At 71.2% G+C, this 24,894-nt stretch carries 20 protein-coding genes; 10 read left to right on the top strand and 10 right to left on the bottom strand.

What is annotated here, in order from left to right; genetic code table 11:
* Positions 1-51 precede the first annotated feature (51 nt).
* Positions 52-753, bottom strand: coding sequence for a hydrogen peroxide-dependent heme synthase (gene hemQ / locus AB0C30_RS08405; RefSeq protein ID WP_357940984.1), 702 nt, complete (start codon positions 751-753; stop codon positions 52-54).
* A complete protein-coding gene (gene hemG, locus AB0C30_RS08400; protein ID WP_357940982.1) occupies positions 746-2,161 on the bottom strand; it encodes a protoporphyrinogen oxidase in 1,416 nt (471 codons plus the stop codon). The genes hemQ and hemG overlap by 8 nt, the downstream gene beginning before the upstream one ends.
* A 134-nt stretch (positions 2,162-2,295) precedes the next feature.
* Here hemG and AB0C30_RS08395 point away from each other — a divergent pair, with 134 nt between their 5' ends.
* Positions 2,296-3,246, top strand: coding sequence for a DUF4349 domain-containing protein (locus AB0C30_RS08395; protein WP_357940980.1), 951 nt, complete (start codon positions 2,296-2,298; stop codon positions 3,244-3,246).
* Here AB0C30_RS08395 and hemE read toward each other — a convergent pair.
* On the bottom strand, positions 3,234-4,184 hold the full coding sequence (gene hemE / locus AB0C30_RS08390) for a uroporphyrinogen decarboxylase (protein ID WP_357941489.1): 951 nt from the start codon (positions 4,182-4,184) through the stop codon (positions 3,234-3,236). The two genes, AB0C30_RS08395 and hemE, sit on opposite strands and share 13 nt — an antisense overlap.
* 652 nt (positions 4,185-4,836) lie before the next feature.
* Between hemE and AB0C30_RS08385 the strand changes: the two genes are divergently transcribed.
* From AB0C30_RS08385 to AB0C30_RS08365, 5 genes are all read left to right on the top strand, one after another.
* Positions 4,837-5,433 (top strand): DUF3000 domain-containing protein, encoded by a 597-nt coding sequence (locus AB0C30_RS08385; RefSeq protein WP_225289305.1) that lies wholly within the window; start codon positions 4,837-4,839, stop codon positions 5,431-5,433.
* 45 nt (positions 5,434-5,478) lie between these two features.
* Positions 5,479-6,705 (top strand): ribonuclease D, encoded by a 1,227-nt coding sequence (locus AB0C30_RS08380; protein WP_357940978.1) that lies wholly within the window; start codon positions 5,479-5,481, stop codon positions 6,703-6,705.
* A gap of 72 nt (positions 6,706-6,777) precedes the next feature.
* The gene (locus AB0C30_RS08375) at positions 6,778-7,923 is read left to right on the top strand and encodes a Gfo/Idh/MocA family oxidoreductase (protein WP_357940976.1); all 1,146 of its coding nucleotides are present in this window, start codon (positions 6,778-6,780) and stop codon (positions 7,921-7,923) included.
* Entirely contained in the window at positions 7,920-9,080 is a 1,161-nt protein-coding gene (locus AB0C30_RS08370; protein WP_357940974.1) for a dihydrodipicolinate synthase family protein, read from the top strand. Before AB0C30_RS08375 ends, AB0C30_RS08370 begins: the two co-directional genes overlap by 4 nt.
* Positions 9,077-10,021 carry a sugar phosphate isomerase/epimerase gene (locus tag AB0C30_RS08365; protein WP_357940972.1) on the top strand — a complete coding sequence of 315 codons (945 nt, stop codon included), beginning with the start codon at positions 9,077-9,079 and terminating at the stop codon, positions 10,019-10,021. The genes AB0C30_RS08370 and AB0C30_RS08365 overlap by 4 nt, the downstream gene beginning before the upstream one ends.
* Before the next feature lie 43 nt (positions 10,022-10,064).
* On the opposite strand, the gene AB0C30_RS08360 is transcribed toward AB0C30_RS08365, so the two are convergent.
* The 5 genes from AB0C30_RS08360 to AB0C30_RS08340 all read right to left on the bottom strand — a co-directional run bounded on the left by AB0C30_RS08360 (position 10,065) and on the right by AB0C30_RS08340 (position 16,977).
* On the bottom strand, positions 10,065-12,737 hold the full coding sequence (locus AB0C30_RS08360) for a PEP/pyruvate-binding domain-containing protein (RefSeq protein WP_357940970.1): 2,673 nt from the start codon (positions 12,735-12,737) through the stop codon (positions 10,065-10,067).
* Positions 12,738-12,823: 86 nt separating this feature from the next.
* Positions 12,824-13,801, bottom strand: coding sequence for an alkaline phosphatase family protein (locus tag AB0C30_RS08355; RefSeq protein WP_357940968.1), 978 nt, complete (start codon positions 13,799-13,801; stop codon positions 12,824-12,826).
* Between the two features lie 42 nt (positions 13,802-13,843).
* Complete coding sequence (locus AB0C30_RS08350) at positions 13,844-14,620, bottom strand: sugar phosphate isomerase/epimerase family protein (protein WP_357940966.1); 777 nt, start codon at positions 14,618-14,620, stop codon at positions 13,844-13,846.
* Positions 14,621-14,704: 84 nt separating this feature from the next.
* The gene (locus tag AB0C30_RS08345; RefSeq protein ID WP_357940964.1) at positions 14,705-15,697 is read right to left on the bottom strand and encodes a LacI family DNA-binding transcriptional regulator; all 993 of its coding nucleotides are present in this window, start codon (positions 15,695-15,697) and stop codon (positions 14,705-14,707) included.
* A 104-nt stretch (positions 15,698-15,801) separates the two neighbouring features.
* Positions 15,802-16,977 carry a hypothetical protein gene (locus AB0C30_RS08340; RefSeq protein WP_357940962.1) on the bottom strand — a complete coding sequence of 392 codons (1,176 nt, stop codon included), beginning with the start codon at positions 16,975-16,977 and terminating at the stop codon, positions 15,802-15,804.
* Between the two features lie 349 nt (positions 16,978-17,326).
* Here AB0C30_RS08340 and AB0C30_RS08335 point away from each other — a divergent pair, with 349 nt between their 5' ends.
* The 4 genes from AB0C30_RS08335 to AB0C30_RS08320 all read left to right on the top strand — a co-directional run bounded on the left by AB0C30_RS08335 (position 17,327) and on the right by AB0C30_RS08320 (position 21,381).
* Positions 17,327-17,569, top strand: a complete 243-nt coding sequence (locus AB0C30_RS08335) for a hypothetical protein (protein ID WP_357940960.1) — start codon at positions 17,327-17,329, stop codon at positions 17,567-17,569.
* 39 nt (positions 17,570-17,608) lie between these two features.
* A complete protein-coding gene (locus AB0C30_RS08330; RefSeq protein ID WP_357940958.1) occupies positions 17,609-18,793 on the top strand; it encodes a thiolase family protein in 1,185 nt (394 codons plus the stop codon).
* Positions 18,790-20,883 (top strand): 3-hydroxyacyl-CoA dehydrogenase NAD-binding domain-containing protein, encoded by a 2,094-nt coding sequence (locus tag AB0C30_RS08325; RefSeq protein WP_357940956.1) that lies wholly within the window; start codon positions 18,790-18,792, stop codon positions 20,881-20,883. Before AB0C30_RS08330 ends, AB0C30_RS08325 begins: the two co-directional genes overlap by 4 nt.
* A 105-nt stretch (positions 20,884-20,988) precedes the next feature.
* Complete coding sequence (locus tag AB0C30_RS08320; protein ID WP_357940954.1) at positions 20,989-21,381, top strand: SSI family serine proteinase inhibitor; 393 nt, start codon at positions 20,989-20,991, stop codon at positions 21,379-21,381.
* Positions 21,382-21,408: 27 nt separating this feature from the next.
* Here the strand turns inward: AB0C30_RS08320 and AB0C30_RS08315 are convergent, their stop codons facing one another.
* Positions 21,409-22,875, bottom strand: a complete 1,467-nt coding sequence (locus AB0C30_RS08315) for an amino acid permease (RefSeq protein ID WP_357940952.1) — start codon at positions 22,873-22,875, stop codon at positions 21,409-21,411.
* A 59-nt stretch (positions 22,876-22,934) separates the two neighbouring features.
* Positions 22,935-24,815 (bottom strand): 1-deoxy-D-xylulose-5-phosphate synthase, encoded by a 1,881-nt coding sequence (gene dxs, locus AB0C30_RS08310; protein ID WP_357941487.1) that lies wholly within the window; start codon positions 24,813-24,815, stop codon positions 22,935-22,937.
* Positions 24,816-24,894: the final 79 nt, after the last annotated feature.

Here is a 24,894-nt window from a genome sequence, read left to right as displayed (position 1 = left end):
AATTCAGTTGGATCCCCCAACTCGGGGCGCCAGTGAACAAGGAGGTTGAGGTTACGGAAGTGCCGCGATGAGTTCCTGGACGGGCTTGCGCACGCCCGTGTAGAAGGGGACCTCGATGCGCGTGTGCTCACGGGCCTTGGCGCCCCGCAGGTGACGCATCAGGTCGACGATCCGGTGCAGCTCGTCGGCCTCGAAGGCCAGCATCCACTCGTAGTCGTTCAGGGCGAAGCAGGACACCGTGTTGGCGCGGACGTCCGGGTAGTCACGCGCCATGTGACCGTGCTCGGCCAGCATCGACCGCCGCTCGGCGTCGTCGAGGAGGTACCACTCCAGCGAGCGCACGAACGGGTAGACGCTGACGTAGGCGCGCGGCTCCTCCTCGGCCAGGAAGGCCGGGATGTGGGACTTGTTGAACTCGGCCGGCCGGTGCAGCGCCATCGCCGACCAGACCGGCGCGCTGTGGCGGCCGAGCTCGGTGCGGCGGAAACGGGAGTAGACGTCCTGGAGGTCCTCGGCCGTCGGCGCGTGCCACCAGAACATGTAGTCGGCGTCGGCCCGGAACCCCGCCACGTCATAGAGGCCGCGGGTCACAACGTCTTTCAGCGCCGCCTGTTCGAGCAGCTCAGTGACCTCGCCGGTCATGCTGTCACGGTTGGCGGGACAGCGGTCGGTGGCCTTGAAGACCGACCACATCGTGTAGCGGATCACCTGGTTCAGATCGCGGGCCTTCGGCCGCGGTGCGCCCTCAGTCATGGGTCCATTGTCCTTCCGGCGAGAGGTGGTCCAGAATCCGGGCCGCCGCCGTGCGGGCGGTGGAGACGCACGCGGGGATGCCGAGCCCGTCGTAGGCCGCCCCGCACACCGCCAGGCCGGGCTGCACGGCGACCGCCGCGCGGATGCGGGCCACCCGGTCGAGGTGGCCGACGTCGTACTGCGGCAGCGCCCCGCCCCAGCGCGAGACCCGGGTGTCGACCGGCAGCCCGCGTACGCTCATGACGTCGCCCATCTCGGCCGTGGCCAGGGAGACGAGTTCGGAGTCGTCGCGCTGGAGCAGGTGTTCCTCGCCGATCCGGCCGATGGAGCAGCGCACCACCACCAGGTCGCCGGCCAGGTGCGGCCACTTGACCGAGCTGAACGTCACCGCCTTGACCGGCCGCCGCTCGACCGGCGGGACGAGGTAGCCGCTGCTCGTCGGCGGTGTGGGGAAGGCGTCGACGGCGTAGGCGAGGGTGACGATGGCCATGCTGGCGTAGTCGATGCGGTCCAGCTCGGTCGCCGCCTTGGGCGCCTCGGCGCGCAGCAGCCTGGCGGCGGCGGGTCCCGGCGTGGCGACGATCACCGCGTCGGCCTCGATGACCTCGGGGCGCGGCACGGGGCCGGTCACGAGCCGCCAGCCGTGCTCGGTCCGGTGCAGCTCGCGTACGGTGACGCCGGTCCTGATGTCGGCGCCCGACGCCTTGGCGACCGCTTCCGGCAGGCTGCCGATCCCGGTCCTGAGCGAGGTGAAGACGGGTCCCGCGTCGCGGGGCGCCTCCTCCACGATCTGCCTGGCCGCCGCGAGCAGCGAACGCTCGGAGCGCGCGGCGGCGGCGATGGCCGGCATCGTGGCCTCCAGCGACAGCCGTTCGGCCCGGCCCGCGTAGACGCCGCCGAGCAGCGGTTCGACCAGCCGCTCGAGCACCTCGCCGCCCATCCTGGCCCTGATGTAGGAGGCGACGGAGACGTCGGTACGTACCAGCGTGGGGGGCAGGATCTGGTCCAGCGGCACGCGCGCCAGCCCGCCGGGCGACACGATGCCGGATCTGACCAGCTCCATCAGGTCGGCGGGCACGCCCATGACCTGCTTCTTGGGCATCGGCCGCAGCGCGCCCCTGCTGTAGACGGCGGCGCGGGTGGTGCCGGGGTCCACCAGGTCGTCGCCGAGCCCGACGGCCTTGGCCAGCTCCTTGCCCTCGGGCCGCCTGGCCAGCATGGACTCCGCGCCGGCGTCGACGTCGATGCCCGCGACCTCGGAGACGAGCAGCTTGCCGCCGATGCGCGGACTGCCCTCCAGCACGGTCACCTTCACGCGCTCGCCCGCGCCCTGTCTGAGGTGCCACGCCGCGGCCAGGCCGGAGATCCCGCCCCCGATGACGACCACGTGCGCTTGTTTCCCTGCCACGCCTCCCGACGCTACCGCCTCACGGGCTCGACCAGCCCCTCGGGGGAGCCCACTTTGGGATCATGCTGAAGGCATGTGACCTGACCGTGACGCCCATGGTCAAACCCGCCGGAGCCACCGCCCGTCTTAGGTGCATGGAGAGATTCCGGTACGGCGTCGCGTTATCAGCCGCCTGCGCGATCCTGGTCCTGTCCGGCTGCGGCGGTAGCCAGTCGAACATCTTGTCCGACCAGGCCGGGGCCCCGGCGGTGGCACCCGAAGCGGCCGCGTCCGGCCAGACAGAGTCGAAGGCCGCCCAGGACAGTGCCTCCACCCCGCAACGCAGAGCCCCCAAGTCCGTCGAGAACATCGCCTCGAAGGTCAAGGTCACCCAGCAGGACCGCCAGGTCATCTACACGGCGAGCATGACCGTACGGGCCAAGGAGGTCACGGGGGCGGCGCTCCAGGCCAAGCAGATCGTCACCGCGGCCGGCGGCTACCTGTCGAAGGAGGAGTCGAACTCGGCCGAGGGCAGCGAGGCCAGCGCCCTGCTGGAGTTCAAGATCCCGCCCGCCCGCTACGGCGAGGTGCTCGCCGCGCTCGGCAAGAACCTGGGCAAGCAGCTGTCGGTCCAGCAGGGCACCCAGGACGTCACGCTGCAGGTGGCCGACGTCAACAGCCGGTTGAAGTCGGCGCAGCAGGCGCTCGACTCACTGCGTACGCTGCTGAAGAAGGCCGACACGATCGGCCAGGTGCTGCAGGTCGAGCGGGAGATCTCCGACCGCGAGGCCGACCTGGAGTCGCTGCAGTCCCAGCAGAAGGAGCTGGCCACCCAGGTCGGCATGGCGACCCTCACGCTCCGGCTGGTCGGCCCCGTCGCGGTCGTGAACGAGCCGTCGGAGGAGCCCGCCGGCTTCCTCGGCGGGCTGAAGTCGGGCTGGAGGGGCCTGGTCGGGGCCGTGAAGGTCGCGCTGACGGTCGTCGGGGTGCTGCTGCCCTGGATGATCGTGGTCGTGCCGGTGATCGTTCTGACGGTCGTCCTGGTACGGCGGCGCCGCCTAGCCCGCCCAGCAGCGGCAACCCCGGTGGAGACTCAGGCTTCGTGAACCAGGTCGGTCAGGCGCATGAGCTGGTCGGGGTCGGTCGAGGGCAGTACGCCGTGGCCGAGGTTGAACACGTGGCCCTCGGCCGCCTCGCCCCGGCGCAGCACCTCGCGCGCCTTGCGCTCGACGACCTCCCACGGGGCCAGCAGGATGGCGGGGTCGAGGTTGCCCTGCAGCGCCTTGCCCGGCCCCACGCGGCGGGCGGCCTCGTCGAGCGGCACCCGCCAGTCGACGCCCACCACGTCGGCCCCGGCCTCGCCGAGCAGGCCCAGCAGCTCGCCGGTGCCCACCCCGAAGTGGATGCGCGGCACGTCGAGGTCGGCCAGGCCGTCGAAGATGCGGCGGGTGTGGGGCAGGACGAACTCCCGGTAGTCCTCGGGGGCCACCGCCCCCACCCACGAGTCGAACAGCTGGACGGCCGACGCCCCGGCCCGTACCTGGATGCGCAGGTGCTCCAGGACGATGGCGCTGAGCCGGTCCATCAACGCGTGCCACAGCGCGGGCTCGCCGTACATCATGGCCTTGGTGCGGTCGTGGTTCTTGGACGGCCCGCCCTCGATGAGGTAGGAGCCGAGCGTGAACGGCGCGCCCGCGAAGCCGATCAGCGGCGTGGCGCCCAGCTCGCCGGTCAGCGCCTGGATCGCCTCGGTCACGTAGGGGACGTCGCCGGGCTCCAGCGGGCGCAGCGCGTCGATCCCGGCGGCGTCGCGGATGGGGTCGGCCACGACCGGGCCGACTCCCGGCTTGATGTCGAGGTCGATGCCGATGGCCTTGAGCGGCACGACGATGTCGCTGAAGAAGATGGCCGCGTCGACGCCGTAGCGGCGGACGGGTTGCAGGGTGATCTCGACGATGAGGTCGGGCGTCGCGCACGCGGTCAGCATGGGCACGCCCTCGCGAACCTTCAGGTATTCGGGCAGCGACCGCCCGGCCTGCCGCATGTACCAGACCGGGGTGTGCGGTGCGGGCTGACGGCGGCAGGCGCGAAGGAACGCTGAGTCGGCGAGATTCACCTCTCAAGGGTCCCATGACCTCGTGCCGGTCCGTTCACCGGCGCGACGTGTCGGAAAAGTATGCATTGAACGACCAAAATCATGATCAGATAGCCAGATGGATGTTTACCGGTCGGCTCGGCATCGGCGCCCCACACGGGTCGAACACACCCCATGGGCGACCAGAAAGCCGGTCTCGTCTGGACCAAAAGTTGGCCAAGCCACCGCGCGGCATCGATTCAGCATCCACTTTCGGGACACGCCGAGCGCGTTGCGGCGAATTGTCAGCGTGCCGTGCCAACGTCGGAGCGACGACCCGAAGAAAGGCTCCGGTGCGATGACCGCGTTGTGGGGTTCCCCAGAACACCGCAGTGAGCACTGCGCTCCCTGTGCCGGCATGCGGCTGTTCGAGCAGCCTCCGTGTCCCGACGGGCACGAGCCGGGCGAGTGTCCGGAGTGGGCCTGTGTCGACTGCGGCCACGCGATCGTCCTAGGCGGGATCACCCTGCCGGTCCGTCAGCTAGCTATGGCATCGGTTTGATCGCGAACTATGAGCACCCCCGTGGTCCCCTTCCGCCCGTCTTCGACCTACGCTTCGGCTATGACCCTCGGTGAGCAGCCGCCGGCCCCCGCCTCCTTCAGGCGTGCGGTCGACAGCCTGCGTCAGGCCGAGGTCAGGCCGGAGATCGAGCTCGAAGACCTGCCCGCGCCCCAGCGGCTGGCCCCCTTCTCGGCCGCGATCGGCGCCTCGGTCTACCGCGAGGACGACGAACTCGCGGTCGGCAGGCTGATCCTGCTCTTCGACCCCGACGGCCAGCGCGGCTGGGAGGGTCCGTTCCGGCTGGTCGCCTATGTCCGTGCCGACATGGAGCCGGAGATCACCTCCGACCCCCTGCTCGGCCCCGTCGCGTGGAGCTGGCTCACCGAAGCGCTCGAGGCTCATCAGGCCGACTACTCCGCCGCTGGCGGTACCGTGACTAGAGCCGTGTCCGAGGGGTTCGGCAACAAGGCCGAAGACCCGGTCACCACCGAGCTAGAGCTGAGGGCATCCTGGTCGCCCGCGCATGAGGATCTCTCCGGCCATGTCGCAGCGTGGTGTGACCTCATGTGCCTGGCGGCCGGGATCCCGCCGCTCCCTCCCGACGTGGCCGCCATGCCACGCCGACGTGAAGATCCGGAGAGTGACCGTACGAAGTGAGGGCACCAGTCAATACCGCACAAGCGTCATGAGAACGGTGATCTCATGACAGAAGAACGAACCGTCGTCCCACTGCTGGAGCCACGCGAGGGCATCCCGGCGGTCGTCGAAGACGGCGCCTCTTTGGCGCGCGTCGTCGCGGCCTTCCGGGCGGGCACCGGTCCCGTGGCCGTCGACGCCGAGCGGGCCTCCGGCTATCGCTACGGCAACCGCGCGTACCTGGTGCAGCTGCGCCGGGCGGGCGCGGGCAGCGCGCTGATCGACCCGATCGCCTGCCCCGACCTGTCGGAGCTGGACGAGGCCGTCTCGGGCGCGGAGATCGTGCTGCACGCCGCGTCGCAGGACCTGGCGTGCCTGCTGGAGGTCGGGTTCCGGCCCCGTGACATGTTCGACACCGAGCTGGCGGGCCGGTTGCTCGGCTACGAGCGGGTGGGGCTCGGCACGATGGTCGAGACCGTGCTGGGGCTGCGGCTGGAGAAGGGCCACTCGGCGGCCGACTGGTCGACCAGGCCGTTGCCCGAAGACTGGCTGCGCTACGCGGCGCTCGACGTCGAGGTGCTGGTCGAGCTCCGCGACGTGCTCCACGGCGAGCTGGTGGAGAGCGGCAAGCTGGAGTGGGCGCGCGAGGAGTTCGCCGCCGTGCTCAACACCCCGCCACCGGTCCCCCGCTCCGATCCGTGGCGGCGCACGTCGGGCATCCACAAGGTACGCAACATGCGGGCGCTGGCGATCGTGCGGGAGCTGTGGACCATGCGCGACCGCATCGCCCAGGAGAGCGACCTGGCGCCCGGCCGGGTGCTGCCCGACTCGGCGATCGTCACGGCCGCGCTGGAGGTGCCGCGCACCAAGAAGGCGCTCACCGAGATCTCGGCGTTCACCGGGCGCAGCGCGCGCCGGCACATGACCGACTGGCTGGCCGCGGTCAGCAGGGCGCGCGGGCTGCCCGAGTCCGAGCTGCCGCAGCCGAGCACGCCCGGCGACGGGCCGCCCCCGGCCAACCGCTGGGCCGACCGCGATCCGGCGGCGGCCAAGCGGCTCGCCGCGGCGCGCGCCGTCGTGGCCGCGCTCGCCGACGAGCATCGGATGCCGACGGAGAATCTCCTGCAGCCCGACGCGGTCCGCAGACTCACCTGGGAGCCGCCGGTGGAGATCACCGACGAGACCGTGACCGCCCGGCTGCGCGGGCTCGGCGCCCGCGAATGGCAGCTCTCCCTCACCGCCCATCCGCTCGCCAAGGCGCTGGCCCGGCTGGAAAGCAAGGGCGAGCTCTAGGTACGGCCCACTTGACGCCCCCACGGGGGCGGCCTTACCGTTCGGGAAAGCGCTTTCCGCGAAAGGATCCTCATGAGCGTGCGCACCATTGGCGTCGTGATGAACGGCGTCACCGGCCGGATGGGTTACCGCCAGCATCTGGTCCGATCGGTCCTGGCCATCAACGAGCAGGGTGGGGTCGTCCTCTCCGACGGCAGCCGGGTCAAGCTCAGGCCGGTCCTGGTGGGCAGGAGCGCGGACAAGCTTTCCCGGATCGCCGCCGAGCACCACATCTCCCGCTACACCACGGACCTCGACTCGGCTCTGTCCGACGACGACAACCTCATCTACTTCGACGCCCAGGTCACCAGCGCCAGGGTGAAGGCGGTGCTCAAGGCCATCGAGGCCGGCAAGCACATCTACGCCGAGAAGCCCACGGCCGAGTCCGTCCAGGAGGCGGTCGCGCTGGCGGAGGCGGCCAAGGCCAAGGGCGTCAAGAACGGCGTGGTGCAGGACAAGCTGTTCCTGCCGGGCCTGCTCAAGCTGAAGCGGCTCATCGACAGCGGCTTCTTCGGCCAGATCCTCTCAGTCCGGGGCGAATTCGGTTACTGGGTGTTCGAGGGCGACTGGCAGGAGGCCCAGCGGCCGTCGTGGAACTACCGGGCCGAGGACGGCGGCGGCATCGTGCTCGACATGTTCCCGCACTGGCACTACGTGATGGAGAACCTGTTCGGCCGCGTCGAGTCCGTCTACGCCAAGGCCGTGACGCACGTTCCCCAGCGGGTCGACGAGCAGGGCAAGGCCTACGCGGCCACCGCCGACGACGCCGCGTACGGCATCTTCGAGCTGGCCGGCGGTGTGATCGCCCAGATCAACTCCTCCTGGACCGTCCGCGTCAACCGCGACGAGCTGGTGGAGTTCCAGGTGGACGGCACGCACGGCAGCGCGGTCGCGGGCCTGCGCAACTGCCGCTTCCAGCACCGCGCCGCCACGCCCAAGCCGGTCTGGAACCCCGACCTGCCCGCCACGGCCCGCTTCCGCGAGGGCTGGCAGGACGTGCCGGACAACGCCGACTTCGACAACGGCTTCAAGATCCAGTGGGAGGGGTTCATCCGCCACGTGTGCGAGGACGCGCCGTTCCCGAACGACTTCGCCTCGGGCGCGCGCGGCGTGCAGCTGGCCGAGCTGGGCCTGCGCTCCTCGGCCGAGGGCCGCCGGATCGAGGTGCCGCACCTGTGATCATCGACCTGCCCGGCGGCGCGTACACGCTGCGTGAGCCCGTGACCTGGCCCGTCGTCGACGCCCCGGCGTCGAGCCGGGTCGTGTACGCGGCCGCGCACGTGGTGGCCGACCCGCTCGGCGACAACACGCCCGGCTCCCCCGCCGCCGTCGACTGGGACGCCACGCTCCGGTTCCGCCGGCACCTGTGGTCGTACGGCCTGCGCGTCGCCGACGCCATGGACACCGCCCAGCGCAACATGGGCCTGGACTGGGTCGCCACCAAGGAGCTCATCCGGCGCAGCGCCGCCGAGGCCCGCTCGTTCGGCGACCCCGCCGCGCTGGTGGCCTGTGGCGCGGGCACCGACCACGCGCCCGAAGCCGCCGACCTGGGCGCGATCACCGCCGCCTATACCGAGCAGCTGGAGACCGTGCAGGCCGCCGGCGCCGGGGTGATCATCATGGCCTCGCGGCAGCTCGCGCGGGTGGCGAGCGGGCCCAAGGACTACCACCAGGTGTACGGGGAGCTGCTCGGGCTGGCCGACCGGCCGGTGATCCTGCACTGGCTCGGCCAGATGTTCGACCCGCAGCTGGCCGGATACTGGGGCTCCGCCGATGTGGCGGCGGCCACGGAGTCGTTCCTGGAACTGATCCACGCGCACGCCTCGAAGGTGGACGGCGTGAAGGTGTCGCTGCTCGACGAGGAGCACGAGGTGGGACTGCGGGCCGCGCTGCCCGCCGGCGTCAGGCTGTACACCGGCGACGACTTCAACTATCCGTCGTTGATCAAGTCGGGGTCGCACGCGCTGCTGGGCATCTTCGACGCGATCGCGCCGGCGGCGGCCGCGGCCCTGCGGGCGCTGGACGCCGCCGAACAGAGCACCGGCGCGGCGGCCGCCCGAAATCTCGCACTTTACGATGAGATCTTGGCGCCGACCGTGCCGCTGTCCCGGAAGATCTTCGAGACGCCGACGTACAACTACAAGACCGGCATCGTCTTCCTGGCCTGGCTGAACGGCCACCAGGACGCGTTCGCCATGGTGAACGGCGCCCAGTCGGCCCGCTCGCTGGTCCACCTGTCGGAGGTCTTCCGCCTGGCCGACCAGGCCGGGCTGCTGGCCGACCAGGAGCTGGCCGTACGGAAGATGAAGGCGCTGCTGGAGGTGAACGGGCTGTGAGCCTCTCCCTGAACCAGCGGACGACCAAACGGTGGTCGGTGGCGGAGGCCGTCGAGGGCTGCGTACGGCACGGTCTGGAGGCCGTGGGGCTGTGGCGTGAGGAGGTGGCGGAGCAGGGGCTGGCCGAGAGCGTCAAGCTGGTCCGCGACGCCGGGCTGCGCGTGTCGTCGCTCTGCCGTGGCGGCTTCCTGACCACCCCCGCCGACCCGGGTTCCGGCACGAGCGGCCAGGCATCAGGCGGGACGGCTCGTCGGGTGGCGCTCGACGACAACCGGCGGGCCATCGACGAGGCCGCCGAGCTGGGGGCGGCCTGCCTGGTCATGGTCGTCGGCGGCCTGCCGGGCGTGCGGCCCGGCGAACCGCTGCCGGGTGAGCCGCTACCGGTCGTGCGGCCGGGTGAACCGCTGCCGGCCGACCCCGACGGCGCGGGGCGGCCCTTCTCGCGTGATCTGGCCGGGGCCCGTGAGCAGGTGGCCGAGGCGCTGGAGGTGCTGGCCCCGTACGCCGGTGAGCGGGGCGTCAAGCTGGCGCTGGAGCCGCTGCATCCGATGTACTGCGCCGACCGGGCCGTCCTGTCGACGCTGGCCCAGGCGGTCGACCTGTGCCTGCCGTATCCGGAGGAGCAGGTGGGGGTGGTGGTCGACACCTTCCACGTGTGGTGGGACCCGCGGCTGTTCGAGGAGATCGCCAGGGCCGGCAGCCGGATCGCGTCGTACCAGGTGTGCGACTACCTGCAGCCGCTGCCGGCGGACGTGCTGCTGGGGCGCGGGATGATGGGCGACGGGGTGATCGACTTTCCGCCGATCACCCGCGCTGTCGCCGCGGCCGGCTACACCGGGGACGTCGAAGTGGAGATCTTCAACGCCGACGTCTGGGCCGCCGACCCGGACGAGATCGTGGCCACCATGAAGCACCGCTACGCCCAGGTGGTGTCCGCCTGACCCGGCCGGGCGTCCTGTGCCGCCCCTCCTGACCGCGACCGGGTCAGGCCGGGCTGGCGGCCGGTTCGTCCCGTGCCGCGGCTTCGTCAGCCGGGTCCGGCTCGGCCTCGGAGATCGTCACCGTGCCCGCGGCTCCGTTCACGGTGATCTCCTGGCCGGTGACGATGCGGTGGGTGGCGTCCGGGACGCCGGCCACCGCCGGGATGCCGTACTCGCGGGCCACCACCGCGCCGTGCGACATGGCGCCGCCCATCTCCATCACCAGCCCGCCCGCCGTGAGGAACAGCGGCGTCCAGCCGGGGTCGGTCGACGGGCAGACCAGGATCTCCCCCGGCTCCAGGTGCGCCCCGACCGGGTCGAGCACCACCCTGGCGCGGCCGGTGACCGTACCGGCGGAGGCGGCGCTGCCGATCAGCGCGCCCGCCGCGGCGGGGGCCGCCAGGGCCTCGGGCTCGGTGCCGTCCGACAGCATGATCCTCGGCACGTGCCTGCGGCGTGACTCCCGCTCGTAGGCCGCCCGCCGCTCGATCACCGTGGTACGCAGGTCGCCCCCGTCCAGGGCCGACCGCGCCTCCTCGATCCGCAGGTAGAACACGTCGTCCGCCGCGTCCAGCACGCCGGTGGTCACCAGGTGCTCGCCGACGACCAGCAGACTCCGCCGGATCGCGGCCAGGGTCTTCACCAGGTAGAACTTCGGCATCTCGCGTACCCCGGCGAACATCCGGGTCCGCCGCAGCCCGAACCGGACGACAGCCCCCCGGAGCGCGCCCTTGCGGCGAGCAGTCGCCACGATCCGCGCGACAGCCGCCTCGGCCTCGGCCGCTCCCCTGGCGAACAGCGCGTGGGGCGCGAGGTCGGCGCCGCCCTCCATACGCAGGTAGTTGGCCAGGACGCCCAGGATGTGCGTCGGGTCCTCCGACCAGCGGGCGACGCCCAGGTCGATCTCGGCGATGCCGCGATGCCCGTACTTATCCAGAAAAGCAGTGATCCCCTGCTGGGCCTTCGGGGGCAGTTCGCCGGCCTTGAAGCGGCGTACGAGCTCGCTCACCGGCTCGTTCCTGAACGGTTCCGGCTCGATGCGCGTCGCCAGCGCCCAGAGTTCGAGGTCCATCTCGGTGGTCGGGTTGTTGGGGACGCTGCGGAGTACGTCCTGCATGTCGCTCATGGACAGGCCGGAGAGCTTCGCGGCCAGCCCGAACAGCCCATAACCGGCGATCGCGATCGGCATGAGCGAGACGATCGCCGGGAACGCGGTGCTGAGCATCCGCTCCGCGTGGTCGAGCCGCTGGACGGGTGTGGCGGAGCCGGGCACCCGCAGCCGCCGGTCCAGCTCGTCGCCCATCCGCCTGGTGTAGGCGATCGCCCGGTCGGGCCGGGTCAGCGCCTGGAGCAGCCGCTTCGGGGCGTGTACGCGGCGGGCGAAGTGCGCCACCGCGCGGAAGAACGGCCGGCGCGAGGTCTGGATCACCGAGAACCGGGGCTCCTCGAACAGGTCCGTCAGCACCGCCCCGGCCCTGGCCTCGCCCATCAGCAGGGCGCGCGGCATGATCGCCCGGCCCATGCGGCTGCGCAGGGCCGTGGTGAGGTCCAGCCAGACGCGCTGACCCGCCTCGAACATGAACGCCGCCCCATCACGCGCCCTGGCCGGACCGTAGCCGAACACCCCGGCGGCACCCGAGCTGAGCAGCTGGAACGCGGACAGCCCCATCGGGGTAAGCGGCCCCATGACGCCCTGGGCGACGTTGATGGAGAAGTAGACCCGCAGGCCCTGCCTGGTGGTCTCGGGCAGCGGGTAGAGCGTGGTGATCGGCCTGGCCTGAGTGAGCCAGAGCTCGCCGTCGGCGTCGATGGCCCACTCGGTGTCCTGCGGCGCGCCGTAGTGGTCCTCGACGCGGGTGCCGAGCGCGGCCAGGTCGCGTACCTGCTCGTCGGTCAGGCAGAAGCCGTCATGGGCGGACTCGACGCGTTCCGTGCCGCCGCCGGGCAGGGCGCGGATCGTCAGCCGCTTGTCGCCCGCGTGCCGGTCGAGGATCTCACCGCTCGCCGCGTCGACGACGAACCGGTCGGGGTTGACGGCGCCGGAGACCACGGCCTCGCCGAGCCCGGGGTTCGCGTCGATGACGGCCTCGTGCCTGCGTCCGGTGAGCGGGTTCGCGGTGAAAAGTACGCCGGCCGTCCGCGCGTCGACCATGACCTGGACGACCACCGCCAGCCGTACGGAGGCGTGGTCGATGCCGTTGGAGTCGCGGTAGGCGACGGCGCGGTCGGTCCAGAGCGAGGCCCAGCAGCGGCGTACGGCGTCGAGCACGTCGTCGGCGCCGACGACGTTGAGGTAGGTGTCCTGCTGACCGGCGAAACTGGCGAACGGCAGGTCCTCCGCCGTGGCCGAGGACCGCACCGCGACCGGCGCCGCGTCATGGTGCACGGTCTGGCTCAGTGTGGTGTACGCCTCGCGGATCGACCGCGCGACGGCCTCGGGGATCGGGGCCCTCAGCAGCCGGGTCCTGGCGGCCTCCGCGAGGCCCGGGCCGCCGGTCGCGATGACGTCGTCCAGGCCCGCCGCCTGCGCCACCTCGTGGTACGCCTCGGTGGTGAGCGCCCAGCCGGGCGGGACGGGGAGCCCGGCCCGGGTCAGCTCACCGAGGTTGGCCGCCTTGCCACCGACTTCGGCCAGCATGCCGCCGTCGATGTCGGAAAAGTTTAGTGCCGTGTTCATCGGGCGCACCCCCACCGTTCAGCGTCTCGCTATGAGTGTCACGCTTTACGGCAAAGAATTCAACACTTGATGAACAGTGGCGTCGCTCACACCTCCAGCGGCACACCGTCGAGGCCCCAGGCGGGGTCGGGCTCGATGCCGAGCAGGGCCAGCGCGGTCGGGCCGACGTCCACGAGCCTCGGACCGCCGAGGCCGGAACCGCCCAGGTTCACGCCGCCGCCCAGGCGGGCGGCGATGACGAAGACCGTTCGCTCCTCGATGGAGGTGCCGCCGTGGCCGCCCTCGTCGACGTGACCGTGGTCGGTGGTGACCAGCACGGTCCAGCGCTCGCCGGCGAACGTCGGTCTGTCCCGGATCGCGTCGAGGAAGCGGCCGAGGTAGGCGTCCTGGGTGTGCAGCGCCTCGGTGTATTCGGGGCAGTGCGGGCCGAGGTCATGGGCCACCTCGTCGGTCTCGCCCAGGTAGACGAAGGTGAGGTCGGCGCCGGTGTTCGCGAGGTGGTTCTCGGCGGCCTCGGTCACCTGCTTGTCGGCGGTCGGCCAGGTGATCGCGTAGCCGTCCAGGGCGAGGCGGGTGCCGATGGCCGGGCCGAACGCGCCGTGGTCCGCAAGCGCCGCCCAGGAGAAGAACGCCGCGGTGGTCAGGTCGGGGCGGGCCGTGTTGGCGCGCGTCAAGAAGTCCGGATATTTCGCGAATTGAGGGTCGGTGAATGCGTTGTCCACAACGCCGTGCTTGTCGGGCCACACCCCGGTGGCGATGGACGACCATCCCGGCCCGGAATCGGTCCGCGACCTGATGACCCGGCTGGAGGAGACCTGGTCCGAAGCGGCACCGCTGGAGGAGATCTCCCCCGAAGTGGCGGCGTCCTCGCCCGAAGCGGCGGTGCCCTCTGGGACGATCTCGCCGGGGGACTCGGTCCGGGGGGCGGCGGCCTCGCCGTACGGGAGCAGGCTCGTCCCGTACGCGCCCGCCGACATCAGCCCGCTCAGCACCGGCGGCTCCAGCGCGACCAAGCGGTCGAAGCGCAGGCCATCCATGCCGACCACCAGCACCTTGGCCCTCACTGAGCCCCTGGCTGGATCCCTCACCGGGTCGCTCGTCACTGGCTACTCCCTCCTAAAACGCCGCACCCACTCGGCGGCCCCAGGCAGTATCTCCTCCACCGGTGCGACCTGGGGATACCAGGTGCGCTCCCACTCCAGCGACACCCACCCGGAGTAGCCCCACGAGCGCAGCAGCTCACCGCACTCGTCCAGCGGCACCGTGCCGGTCCACATCGGCACCGGCGTGGTGTCCTGGGCGGAGACCGCGTCCTTCACCTGGACGTAGGCGAGGTGCGGGCCGAGAAGCGCCAATGTGTCGGCCGGGGACTCGCCGTGGCGCCAAGGGTGGAGGAGGTCCCAGAGCGCGCCGGTGGTCTCCGGGCAGGCCGCCTCGTCGAGCAGCCGCGCGACGGCCGCGCCGGTGGCCATCTGGTCGTGCGTCTCGACGAGCACCCGCAGACCGAGTCCGGCGGCCGTGGCGGAGACCGCTTTGAGCCTGCGCGCTCCGATGGAAGGGTCGTCGCCGCGCGGGAACACCCGGACGCCCGGGGCGCCCAAGTCGGCCGCGAGCGTCAGGTCCGCGACGAGCGCCTCGACGACGGGCTCGTCCGGGCCCGGCTCGCATACGCCGACATATCCGGCGAGCGCCGATATTTCCAGACCTGCGGCTTCGACCCGCTGCCGCACCGACGACCGCTCATCCGCCGACAGACCCCGGTGTACGCCAGTGTCGGGGTGCAACCGCAGTTCCAGACCCTGGCAACCCTGCGCGGTCGCCACCTCGATCGCCCTGTCGAGCCCATCGCCCGGCATCCCGAGCGTGCTGACCGCCAGTTTCATCGCGTGCCCTCCCGAGCGACCGTCCCGCCTGTGCGGCGCCTCCCCTTCGGAAGCGCCCCCTATCCACGCCCTGTACGGCGAAGCTCAGCGCAGCGCCCGTACGCTCTCGCGCAAAACCACCTCACCCGGCACCTGCTCCACCGTCGGCTCCTCCTCCGCCGCCAAGGCCAGTTCGAGGGCGCGGGCGCCCATGTCCTGCAGCGGCAGCCGTACCGTGGTCAGCGCGGGCACCTGGTCGCGTAGCGTCGCGATGTCGTCGAAGCCGGCCACCGACACATCGTCCGGCACCCGGATCCCCCGCTCGCGGTAGGCGGCGAGCGCCCCCACGGCCATCACGTCGTTGACGGCGAATACGCACGTCGCGTCCCCCGTCTCCTGGGCCGCCCGGTAGCCGCCGTCGCGGTCGAAGGGTCCCTCGATGACGCGCGGCTCCGGCAGGCCGAGCTCGGCCAGCGCCGACACGAACCCGGCGCAGCGGTCGCGGGCGGTCATCAGGCGCGGCGGCCCCGCCAGTACGGCGAAGCGGGTGTGGCCCAGCCCGGCCAGCGAGCGGGCCAGGGCGGCGGCGCCCTCGTGGTTGGCGGGCGCGACCGTGTCGACGCCGAGCAGGTCCTGGCCCACGCACGCGGCCCGCCCGCCGCTGGCCCGGTAGCGGTCCAGCTCGGCGCGGAGCCGTTCGGTGACCTCAGGGTCGGCGACGCGGGAGCCGACCAGCAGCACGGCGCGTACGCGCTGGGCGTTGAGCGTCGCCACGTAGGCGATCTCCTGCTCGGGGTCGCGGTGCGTGGTGCCCACCATGACCAGCAGACCCTCGCCGGCCGCGGCCCGCATCGCGCCGTCGGCCAGCGCCGCGAAGTAGGGGTCGGTCAGGTCGTGGACCACGATGCCGATGACGTTGCTCGCCCCGCGGGCCAGTGTCTGCGCCGCGATGTTGGCGCGGTAGCCCAGCTCGTACGCGGCTCGCTCGACGCGGGCCCGCAGGTCGGCGCCCACCTGGCGGGTGCTGCCGTTGAGCACCCGCGAGGCGGTGGCGAGTGAGACGCCCGCCTGCTTGGCGACGTCTTCCAGCGTGACCACGAGACCTCCCGGAAAGCGGTTTCCCAGTGTGCCAGACCGGCACCTGGGTCCGCATCCTTACACGTCTCGGGGCCGGCGCGACAGGAAGTCACCGCCGAAGGACTTCATCCCCACGGGAACAGGATGTCGAACAGGCCCTTCTTGGTCTCCGTCGGAGCCGGCACCGGAGCCTGCGTCTGGACCGCCTGCGTCGGCTGGCTGGTCTCCTGCTTGGCCGGGTCCTGCGTCGGCTGCTTCTGGGTGGTGCCGGTGTCCGTGTCCTTGATCGTGTCCTGCGTCGCCCTGGTGGCCCGGGTGCTCGGCTTGGCGGTCGGCTCGCCGATGCGCGTGCGGGTGGCCCGCGGAGAGGGGGTTCGGGTGGGGCGCACCCGGGCGGCGGTCGGCGACGGGGCGGCGGTGGCCGACGCGGTCGGCTCCGGGGAGTCCGATTCCGTGGGGTCGGTGGCCTCCTCCTCGGTGTCAGTCGGCTCCGCGTCCGTGGGAGAGGCGGCCGGCGCGCTCACCTGCTCGGCGCTGGCGCACTTCCCGCTCTGGCACGGGTCGTCGGAGGACGTACCGGTCAGCATCCAGCCGGCCCCCGCGCCGAGCACGACGACCGCGACGGCCGCCATGAGCAGCACCTTGGTACGGCGGCGCACCTCCTTGTCGCCCTCGGCCTGGTGACCGCCCCCTTGGGAGCCGTCGGTCCAGCCGGAGCCGAGGAAGCCGCGCTTGGGCTCCGCGGACTCGTCATCGTCGTAGGAGGACCCGTAGCTCTTGTCGAGCGGGAGGTAGGCGTCACTCGGCTGGTCACCGGTGTAAAGCGGCCCGCTCGGCGCGTCACCCGTGTAAAGCGGCCCACTCTGGGCGTCACCCGTGTAGAGCGGCTCGCCGGTGTCACCGGAGTAGAGCGGCTCCCTCTGCGCATCGCCCGTGTAAAGCGGCCCACTGGCCGAGTCACCGCTGTAGAGCGGCCCACTGGGCGCGTCACCGGCATACAGCTGGTCGCCACCCGTGTAAAGCGAATCCCCGTAAAGGGGACCGCTGGCCGGGTCACCCGTGTACAGCTCACCCTCGGCACCTGTCGCGCGGTGCTGCCCCTCGGACGGCGGGATGTACAACTCGGGCGCGCCGTTGTCCGGCGGGAGGATGTAGGTCTCATTGCCCGAGACCACAATGGCCGGCTGTTCGTCGGTGTCGTCCGTGCTCCAGCGCGGAGACAGAACGTCGCCGGTCAGCTCCGGGTTCGCCGACCTGCCCTGCCCATCCTCATATGGCCTGTCGTTCTCGTCGCGCGCCACGATGGAACCTCTCTAATACGAATCTGGACCGCGACCCTTCCTAACAGACTTCTCCACCACTTGTCCGGAAATTTCACAGGATGCTCATAAATAAGCTGGTGTCACAACTATGATCCCCCGTTTCGGCGGACCCCCCGAGGGGTATGCCCGAAGGTTGCCTGCACATGACCACGCACCTGCTCCAGCCCTATACGCACGGTAACGGGACACGGCCCACCTAAAGCCAGCAAAGGCCGCGCATGACGGCGCTGATCTCGGTCAGGACCGGAGTTTCGGTCCAATCGAGGACTCCATCCAAAAGACCGAAATTCAGCGCACAGTCACGCGCAGTGACGAGATCATGACCCCCATGACTGAGTTCGCGCCCCTCCCGGCGAGCCCGCCCAGGACGCCGCAGCCGGCGCTCAGCAGGCTCTCCGTCGGCCGCGGGTGGGCGGTGACGCCGCCGCTCGGCTGTACGGGCGCCACGCCCGCTCCGCCAGCCGCGCCTGTACGGCTTCGCCGACGCGATGAGCCCGGTCACCGAGGCGCCGAGGCTGGCAGGTTCGGCGGCGGCAAGGGCCTCGTCCGCGTCGTGGTTACTGACCAGTAGCATAGGCGCGGTAACTGCCGAGCAACGAGGAGCGAATCCGTGCCTTCCTCTCGTGACGTCGTGTTCGTCGACGGCGTACGCACACCTTTCGGCCGGTCCGGGCCCAAGGGCATGTACGCGGAGACCCGCGCGGACGACCTGGTCGTCCGCGTCATCCGCGAGCTGATCCGGCGCAACCCGGGGCTGCCCCCGGAGCGCGTGGACGAGGTCGCGATCGCCGCGACCACCCAGATCGGCGACCAGGGCCTGACCATCGGCCGCTCGGCGGCGGTGCTGGCCGGGCTGCCCAAGACCGTGCCCGGCTACGCGATCGACCGCATGTGCGCCGGCGCGATGACCGCGGTGACCACGGTCGCGGGCGGCATCGCGTTTGGCGCGTACGACGTGGCCATCGCGGGCGGTGTCGAGCACATGGGCCGTCACCCGATGGGCGAGGGCGTCGACCCGAACCCGAGGTTCCTGTCCGAGCGCCTCGTCGACCCGAGCGCCCTGGTCATGGGCATGACGGCCGAGAACCTGCACGACCGCTTCCCCACGATCACCAAGGACCGCGCCGACGCCTACGCGGTGCTGTCGCAGGAGAAGGTGGCCAAGGCGTACGCCGACGGCCGGATCCAGCCCGATCTGGTCCCCACGGCGATCAGGACGGCCGAGCGGGGCTGGGGCCTGGCGGTCGAGGACGAGGCGCCGCGCCCCGGCACCACGCTGGACGGGCTGGGCGCGCTCAAGACGCCGTTCCGCGCCCACGGCAACGTCACGGCGGGCAACTCCTCGGGCATCAACGACGGGGCCACCGGCTGCGTCGTGGCCGCCGCCGAGACGGCCGCCGAGCTGGGCCTGGCGCCGAAGATGCGGCTGGTCTCCTACGCCTTCGCCGGAGTGGATCCCGAGGTGATGGGCGTGGGCCCGATCCCGTCCACCGAGCGGGCGCTCCGCCTGGCAAATCTCGATATTTCCGATATCGGGCTGTTCGAGATCAACGAGGCTTTCGCCGTACAGGTGCTGGCCTTCCTGGAGCACTTCGGCATCGCCGACGACGACCCGCGGGTGAACCCCTACGGCGGCGCGATCGCCTTCGGCCACCCGCTGGCCTCCTCGGGCGTGCGGTTGATGACGCAGCTCGCGCGGCAGTTCGGCGAGCGCCCCGACGTTCGCTACGGCATCACCACCATGTGCGTCGGCATGGGCATGGGCGGCACCGTGATCTGGGAGAACCTGGCATGAGCAACCTCGACACCTGGCGCTCGCTGCTGACCGAGCGCGACACCGGCGAAGTCGTCACCAAGGCCCTGGTCCGCGACGTCGAGTTGCCCGGCGGGGCCGGCACGATGGCGCTCATCACCCTCGACAACGGCTTCGACCACACCAAGCCCAACACCTTCGGCCCGCACGGGCTGTTCGCGCTGAACGGCGCGCTGTCCGAGATCGCCGCCCGCACCGACGTGGCCGCCGTGGGCGTGACGGGCAAGCCGTTCGTCTTCGCGGTCGGCGCCGACCTCAAGGGCGCGACGACCATGGCCTCGCGCGAGGAGGCGCGGGCCATCGGCGCGCTGGGGCACCACGTGTTCCGCCGCCTGGGCGAGCTGCCGATCCCGTCGTTCGCGTTCGTCAACGGCGCGGCGATGGGCGGCGGCCTGGAGGTGGCCCTCCACTGCACCTACCGGACGATCTCCTCGGGCGTCCCGGCCATCGCGCTGCCCGAGTGCTTCCTCGGGCTGGTGCCGGGCTGGGGCGGTACGCAGCTGCTGCCGCACCTGATCGGCCCGGCCCGCGCGCTCAAGCTGATCATCGAGAACCCGCTGTCGCAGAACCGGATGCTCAAGGGCGCCCAGGTGTTCGAGCTGGGCGTCGCCGACGCGATGTTCGAGCCGGCCGACTTCCTGGAGGAGTCGCTGCGCTGGGCCGCCCGGGTGCTCACCGGCGACACCGTCGTGGCACGCGACTCGTACGCCGACGATGACTGGGACAAGGCGGTCGCCGACGCGCGTTTCCTGGTCGACATGAAGCTGCGCGGCGCCTCCCCCGCGCCCTATCGGGCGCTCGACCTGGTCGCCCTGGCCCGTACGGCCACGCGCGACGAGGGCTTCGCCGCCGAGGACGAGGCGCTGACCGACCTGCTGATGGGTGACGAGCTGCGGGCCGGGCTCTACGCCTTCGACCTGGTGCAGCGGCGGGCCAAGCGCCCGGCGGGCGCCCCCGACGCCGCGCTGGCCCGCAAGGTGACCAAGGTCGGCGTGGTGGGCGCGGGGCTGATGGCCTCGCAGATGGCGCTGCTGTTCGCCCGCCGCCTGGAGGTGCCGGTCGTACTGACCGACCTCGACGAGAGCAGGCTCGGCAAGGGCGTGGGGCACGTGCACGCCGAGGTCGACAAGCTGCTCGCCAAGGGCCGTATCTCGGCCGACCAGGCCAACCGGCTCAAGGGGCTGGTGACCGGCTCGCTGACCAAGGACGCCTTCGCCGACGCCGACTTCGTCATCGAGGCGGTCTTCGAGGAGATGGCCGTCAAGCGGCAGGTGTTCGCGGAGGTGGAGGCGGTGGTCTCGGCCGACTGCGTGCTCGCGACCAACACCTCCTCGCTCTCGCTGGCCGAGATGGGCGCCGCGCTGGAGCGTCCGGAGCGGCTGGTCGGGTTCCACTTCTTCAACCCGGTCGCGGTGATGCCGCTGCTGGAGATCGTCAAGGCGCCCGCGACGGACGACGCGACGCTGGCCACCGCCTTCGCCGTGGGCCGGTCGCTGAAGAAGTCGTCGGTGCTGGTGAAGGACGCTCCGGCGTTCGTGGTCAACCGGCTGCTCACCCGCTTCATGGGCGAGGTGATCGCCGCGGTCGACGAGGGCACGCCGCTGGAGGTCGCCGAACACTCGCTCGACGACCTCGGGCTGCCGATGACGCCGTTCGCGCTGCTCCAGCTCGTGGGGCCGGCCGTCGGCCTGCACGTGGCCGAGACCCTGCACGCGGCCTTCCCCGAGCGCTTCGGCGTCTCGGCGAACATGGCCAAGCTGGTCGCCTCCGGCAAGCCGGGCGTCTATCTGCCCGACTTCTCGCTCGACCCCGAGGCGGTGGCGCTGTTCGCGGGCGGCTCGGCGCCGTCCACCGCCGCCGACGTACGGCTGCGCGTGCTGCGGGCGCTGGCCGAGGAGATCCAGATCATGCTGGACGAAGGCGTGGTCGCGGCGGCGCAGGACATCGACCTGTGCATGATCCTCGGCGCGGGCTGGCCGTTCCATCTGGGCGGGATCACCCCGTACTTGGACAGGTCGGGTCTGGCCCGGCCGCGCTTCCTCCCGTCCGGCACCGCCTCCGTGCCCGCCTGAGACGGGCCGGCTTGACCGAATCTTGGGAGGCCCGTCCGGCGGGCCTCCCAAGGTCCGGCCGTCCGTCACGTAGCGTGTTCGCCGCGCTACGAACGGAGAAGATCCATGATGAGAGCAGTCGGCACGATCGCGTTGTGCGGAGTCGCGCTGGCGACGGCGACCCCCGCGCTCGCCGAAACGGCCCCCAAGTCGACGCTGAAGATCGTTGTCGTGGTGGACGACCTGCCGAAGGGGGCCACCCTCACCTGTGACCCCGACGGCGGCAGCCACCCCACCCCTGCCGCGGCCTGCGACCTGCTGCGGAAGGTCAAGGGCGACCCGAGCAAGCTGAACGTGGTGCCGAATCCGGTGTGCACCGACGAGTACCAGCCGCACACCGTCGTGGTGGTGGGCAAGTGGCGCGGGACGTCGCTGCGATGGACCTACATCTTCTCCAACTCCTGCCGGATGAAGGCGGCGGGCGGAGCGGTCTTCACCGTCAGACCGCCGGCCGCCTGACCGCCGAGGGGTGGGCGCCCCGGGCGCCTACCCCTTCGGGCCGGTCACCTGGACCCGGCTGTGGCGGTAGCCGTAGGCGAAGTAGAGCACGGCACCGATGATCAGCCACACCAGGAATCGCAGCCACGTCTCGACCGGCAGGTTGAGCATCAGGTAGAGGCAGGCCAGCACCGACAGGATCGGCAGCAGCGGCACCATCGGCGTACGGAAGGCCCGGTGCAGATCCGGCTGTGTCCGACGCAGCACGATCACACCTGCCGAGACCACCACGAACGCGAAGAGCGTCCCGATGTTCACCAGCTCGGCCAGCGCGCTGAGCGAGATGAACCCGGACAGCACCGTGGTGACCAGCCCAATGATGATCGTCAGCCGGGCCGGCGTGCCGAACCTGGGGTGGACCTTCGCCAGCGCGACCGGCAGCAGCCCGTCGCGGCACATGGCGAACAGCACCCGGCTCTGCCCCAGCATGAGGATCATCACCACGGTGGTCAGGCCGGCGATCGCGCCGATGCTGATCAGCGTGGCCGCCCAGGACTGGCCGACCGCGGTGAAGGCGTCGGCGAGCGGCGCCTTCTCACTCAGCTTGTCGTAGCGCTGCATGCCGACCACGACCAGCGACACCGCGACGTACAGGACGGTGCAGATGGCCAGGGAGCCGATGATGCCGCGCGGCAGGTCGCGCTGCGGCTTGATGGTCTCCTCGGCGGCGGTGGCGACGATGTCGAAGCCGATGAAGGCGAAGAACACGATCGCGGCGGCCGAGAAGATGCCGATCACGCCGAAGGCGACGGGCGTGATGCCGAACAGCACCTGGATCAGCGGCGCCTTCAGCCCCTCGACCCCCGGCGTGGACACCGGCGGCGGGATGAACGGCGAGTAGTTGGCCGTGTTGATGAAGAACAGCCCGGCCACGATGACGAGCAGGATCACCGCCACCTTGATGGTGACGATGACCAGGTTGACCCGCGACGACAGCTTGATCCCGGCGGTCAGAACGCCGGTGAGGATCAGCACGATGACCATCGCGGGCAGGTTGATCACGGGGTGCTCCCCCGCCATCCAGCCGGGCAGCTGGAGGCCCAGCGAGGACATCAGCGACGCGAAGTAGCCCGACCAGCCGACGGCGACCACCGCCCCGGCCAGCGCCATCTCCAGCATCAGGTCCCAGCCGATGACCCAGGCCGGGAACTCGCCCAGCGTGGCCAGCGAGAAGGTGTAGGCGGATCCGGCCACGGGGATCGACGAGGCGAACTCCGCGTAGCACAGCGCCGCCAGACCGCAGACGACGGCGGCCACGATGAAGGAGAGCGCCACCGCCGGACCGGCCGTCTCCTTGGCCACGCGGCCGGTGAGGACGAAGATGCCGGTGCCGACGATGACGCCGATGCCGAAGACGGTGAGGTCGACGGCGGTCAGTCGCTTTCGCAGCCGATGCTCGGGGGCTTCGGTGTCGAGGATCGACTGCTCGACGCTCTTGGTGCGAAAGATGTCCACACTCAGCGTCTTCCCAAACCCCCGGTTGATCATCCCTACACGGGCTGTGACCAGGGCGATCAGCGTGGCGCGGACTGGCTCTCGATGGGGCTGCTCCGCTTGGCGATCGCCTCGGTGATCTCGCGCGCCAGGTCCTGGCCGGTCAGCCCGACCTGGCCGAGGATCGCGGCCCGCTTGGCATGGTCGAGGAAGCGCTGCGGGATGCCGTAGCCGCGTACGGGCACATCCACGTCGGCGTCGCGCAGCAGGCGGGATACCGCGTCGCCGACGCCGCCCACGCGGCCGTTGTCCTCGACGACCGCGACCAGCTTGTGGGCGCTCGCGGCGGCCACGAGCGCCTCGTCGAGCGGCTTGACCCAGCGCGGGTCGACCACGGTCGCCGAGATGCCCTGCGCGTCGAGCAGGAGGGCGGCGTCCATGCAGATCCGCGCCATCGGGCCGACGCCCACCAGCAGCACGTCGGGCTCGCCCGCGCGCAGCACGTCCATCGTGCCCAGCTTGCCGACGGCCTCGATCGGCTCGGCGACCGGGCCCTTGGGGAAGCGCAGCACGGTCGGGCCGTCGGAGACCTCCACGGCCTCGCCGAGCAGCTCGGTCAGCCGCTCGCCGTCGCGCGGCACGGCGATCTTCAGGCCGGGGACGACCTGCAGGATCGACAGGTCCCACATGCCGTTGTGGCTGGCGCCGTCGTCGCCGGTGACGCCCGCCCGGTCGAGCACCACGGTGACGGGCAGCCGGTGCAGGGCCACGTCCATGAGCAGCTGGTCGAAGGCCCGGTTGAGGAAGGTCGCGTAGACGGCGACGACCGGGTGCATGCCGCCCAGCGCCAGCCCGGCCGCGCTGGTCAGGGCGTGCTGCTCGGCGATGCCGACGTCGTAGATGCGCTCGGGGTAGGCCTCGGCGAAGGCGGCCAGGCCGGTCGGGTGGAGCATCGCGGCGGTGATGGCGACCAGGTCCTCGCGGTCCTTGCCGAGCCTGACCAGCTCCTCGCTGAACACGTTGGTCCAGATGCGGCCCTTGGGCTTCTCCGCGCCGGTGGCCCGGTCGAAGGCGCCGGGCGAGTGGAACTGGTCCTCGTCGTGGTTCTCGGCCGGTGAGTAGCCGCGGCCCTTCTGGGTGAGGGCGTGCACGATGACCGGGCCGCGGAAGTCGCGGGCCTTGCGCAGCGCCGCCTCCATGGCCTGCTCGTCGTGGCCGTCGATCGGCCCGACGTATTTCAGGCCGAGGTCCTCGAACATGACCTGCGGGGCCAGGACGTCCTTGACGCCCTTCTTGATGCCGTGGAGCGCGTCGTAGAGCACGGGAACGTTCCCGATCTTGTCTTTGACGTACTCGAGCATGTCCTCGTAGCGGCGGTTGACCCGCAGCGAGGACAGGTGGGAGGCCAGGCCGCCGATCGTCGGCGAGTAGGAGCGGCCGTTGTCGTTGACGACGATGACCAGCCGCAGGTCCTTGCCCGCCGCGATGTTGTTGAGCGCCTCCCAGGCCATGCCGCCGGTCAGCGCGCCGTCACCGATCACCGCGATGGCCGTGCGGTCGTGCTCGCCGCGCAGCTTGAACGCCTTGGCCAGGCCGTCGGCGTAGGACAGCGCGGTGGAGGCGTGGGAGTTCTCGACGAAGTCGTGCTCGGACTCGGCCTGGCTCGGGTAGCCGGACAGGCCGCCCTCCTGCTTCAGCGCGCCGAAGCCCGCGGCCCGGCCGGTGAGCAATTTATGAACATACGACTGATGCCCGGTGTCCCAGACGATCGGGTCGTTCGGCGAGTCGAAGACGCGGTGCAGGGCGATGGTGAGCTCCACCACACCGAGGTTGGGGCCGAGATGGCCGCCGAAGCGGGCGCAGCAGTCGACGAGCAGGTCACGGATCTCCGCCGCTAGCTGCGGCAGCTCCTCTGCATCCAGGCGTTTGACGTCGTGTGGTCCCTTTACCGAGCCCAGCAACCCGCTCACGGATGCGATCCCCTCTGCTCCTGTGCGCTAACCCGATCGAGTCTAGTTCGTGCCTGCCTTGCTGACTCCA

The sequence above is a fragment of the Nonomuraea sp. NPDC048901 genome (assembly GCF_040649695.1).
Taxonomy (GTDB): Bacteria; Actinomycetota; Actinomycetes; order Streptosporangiales; family Streptosporangiaceae; genus Nonomuraea.
Note: the sequence above shows the minus strand (reverse complement) of the source record. Positions and strands in the feature narration are given on the sequence as shown.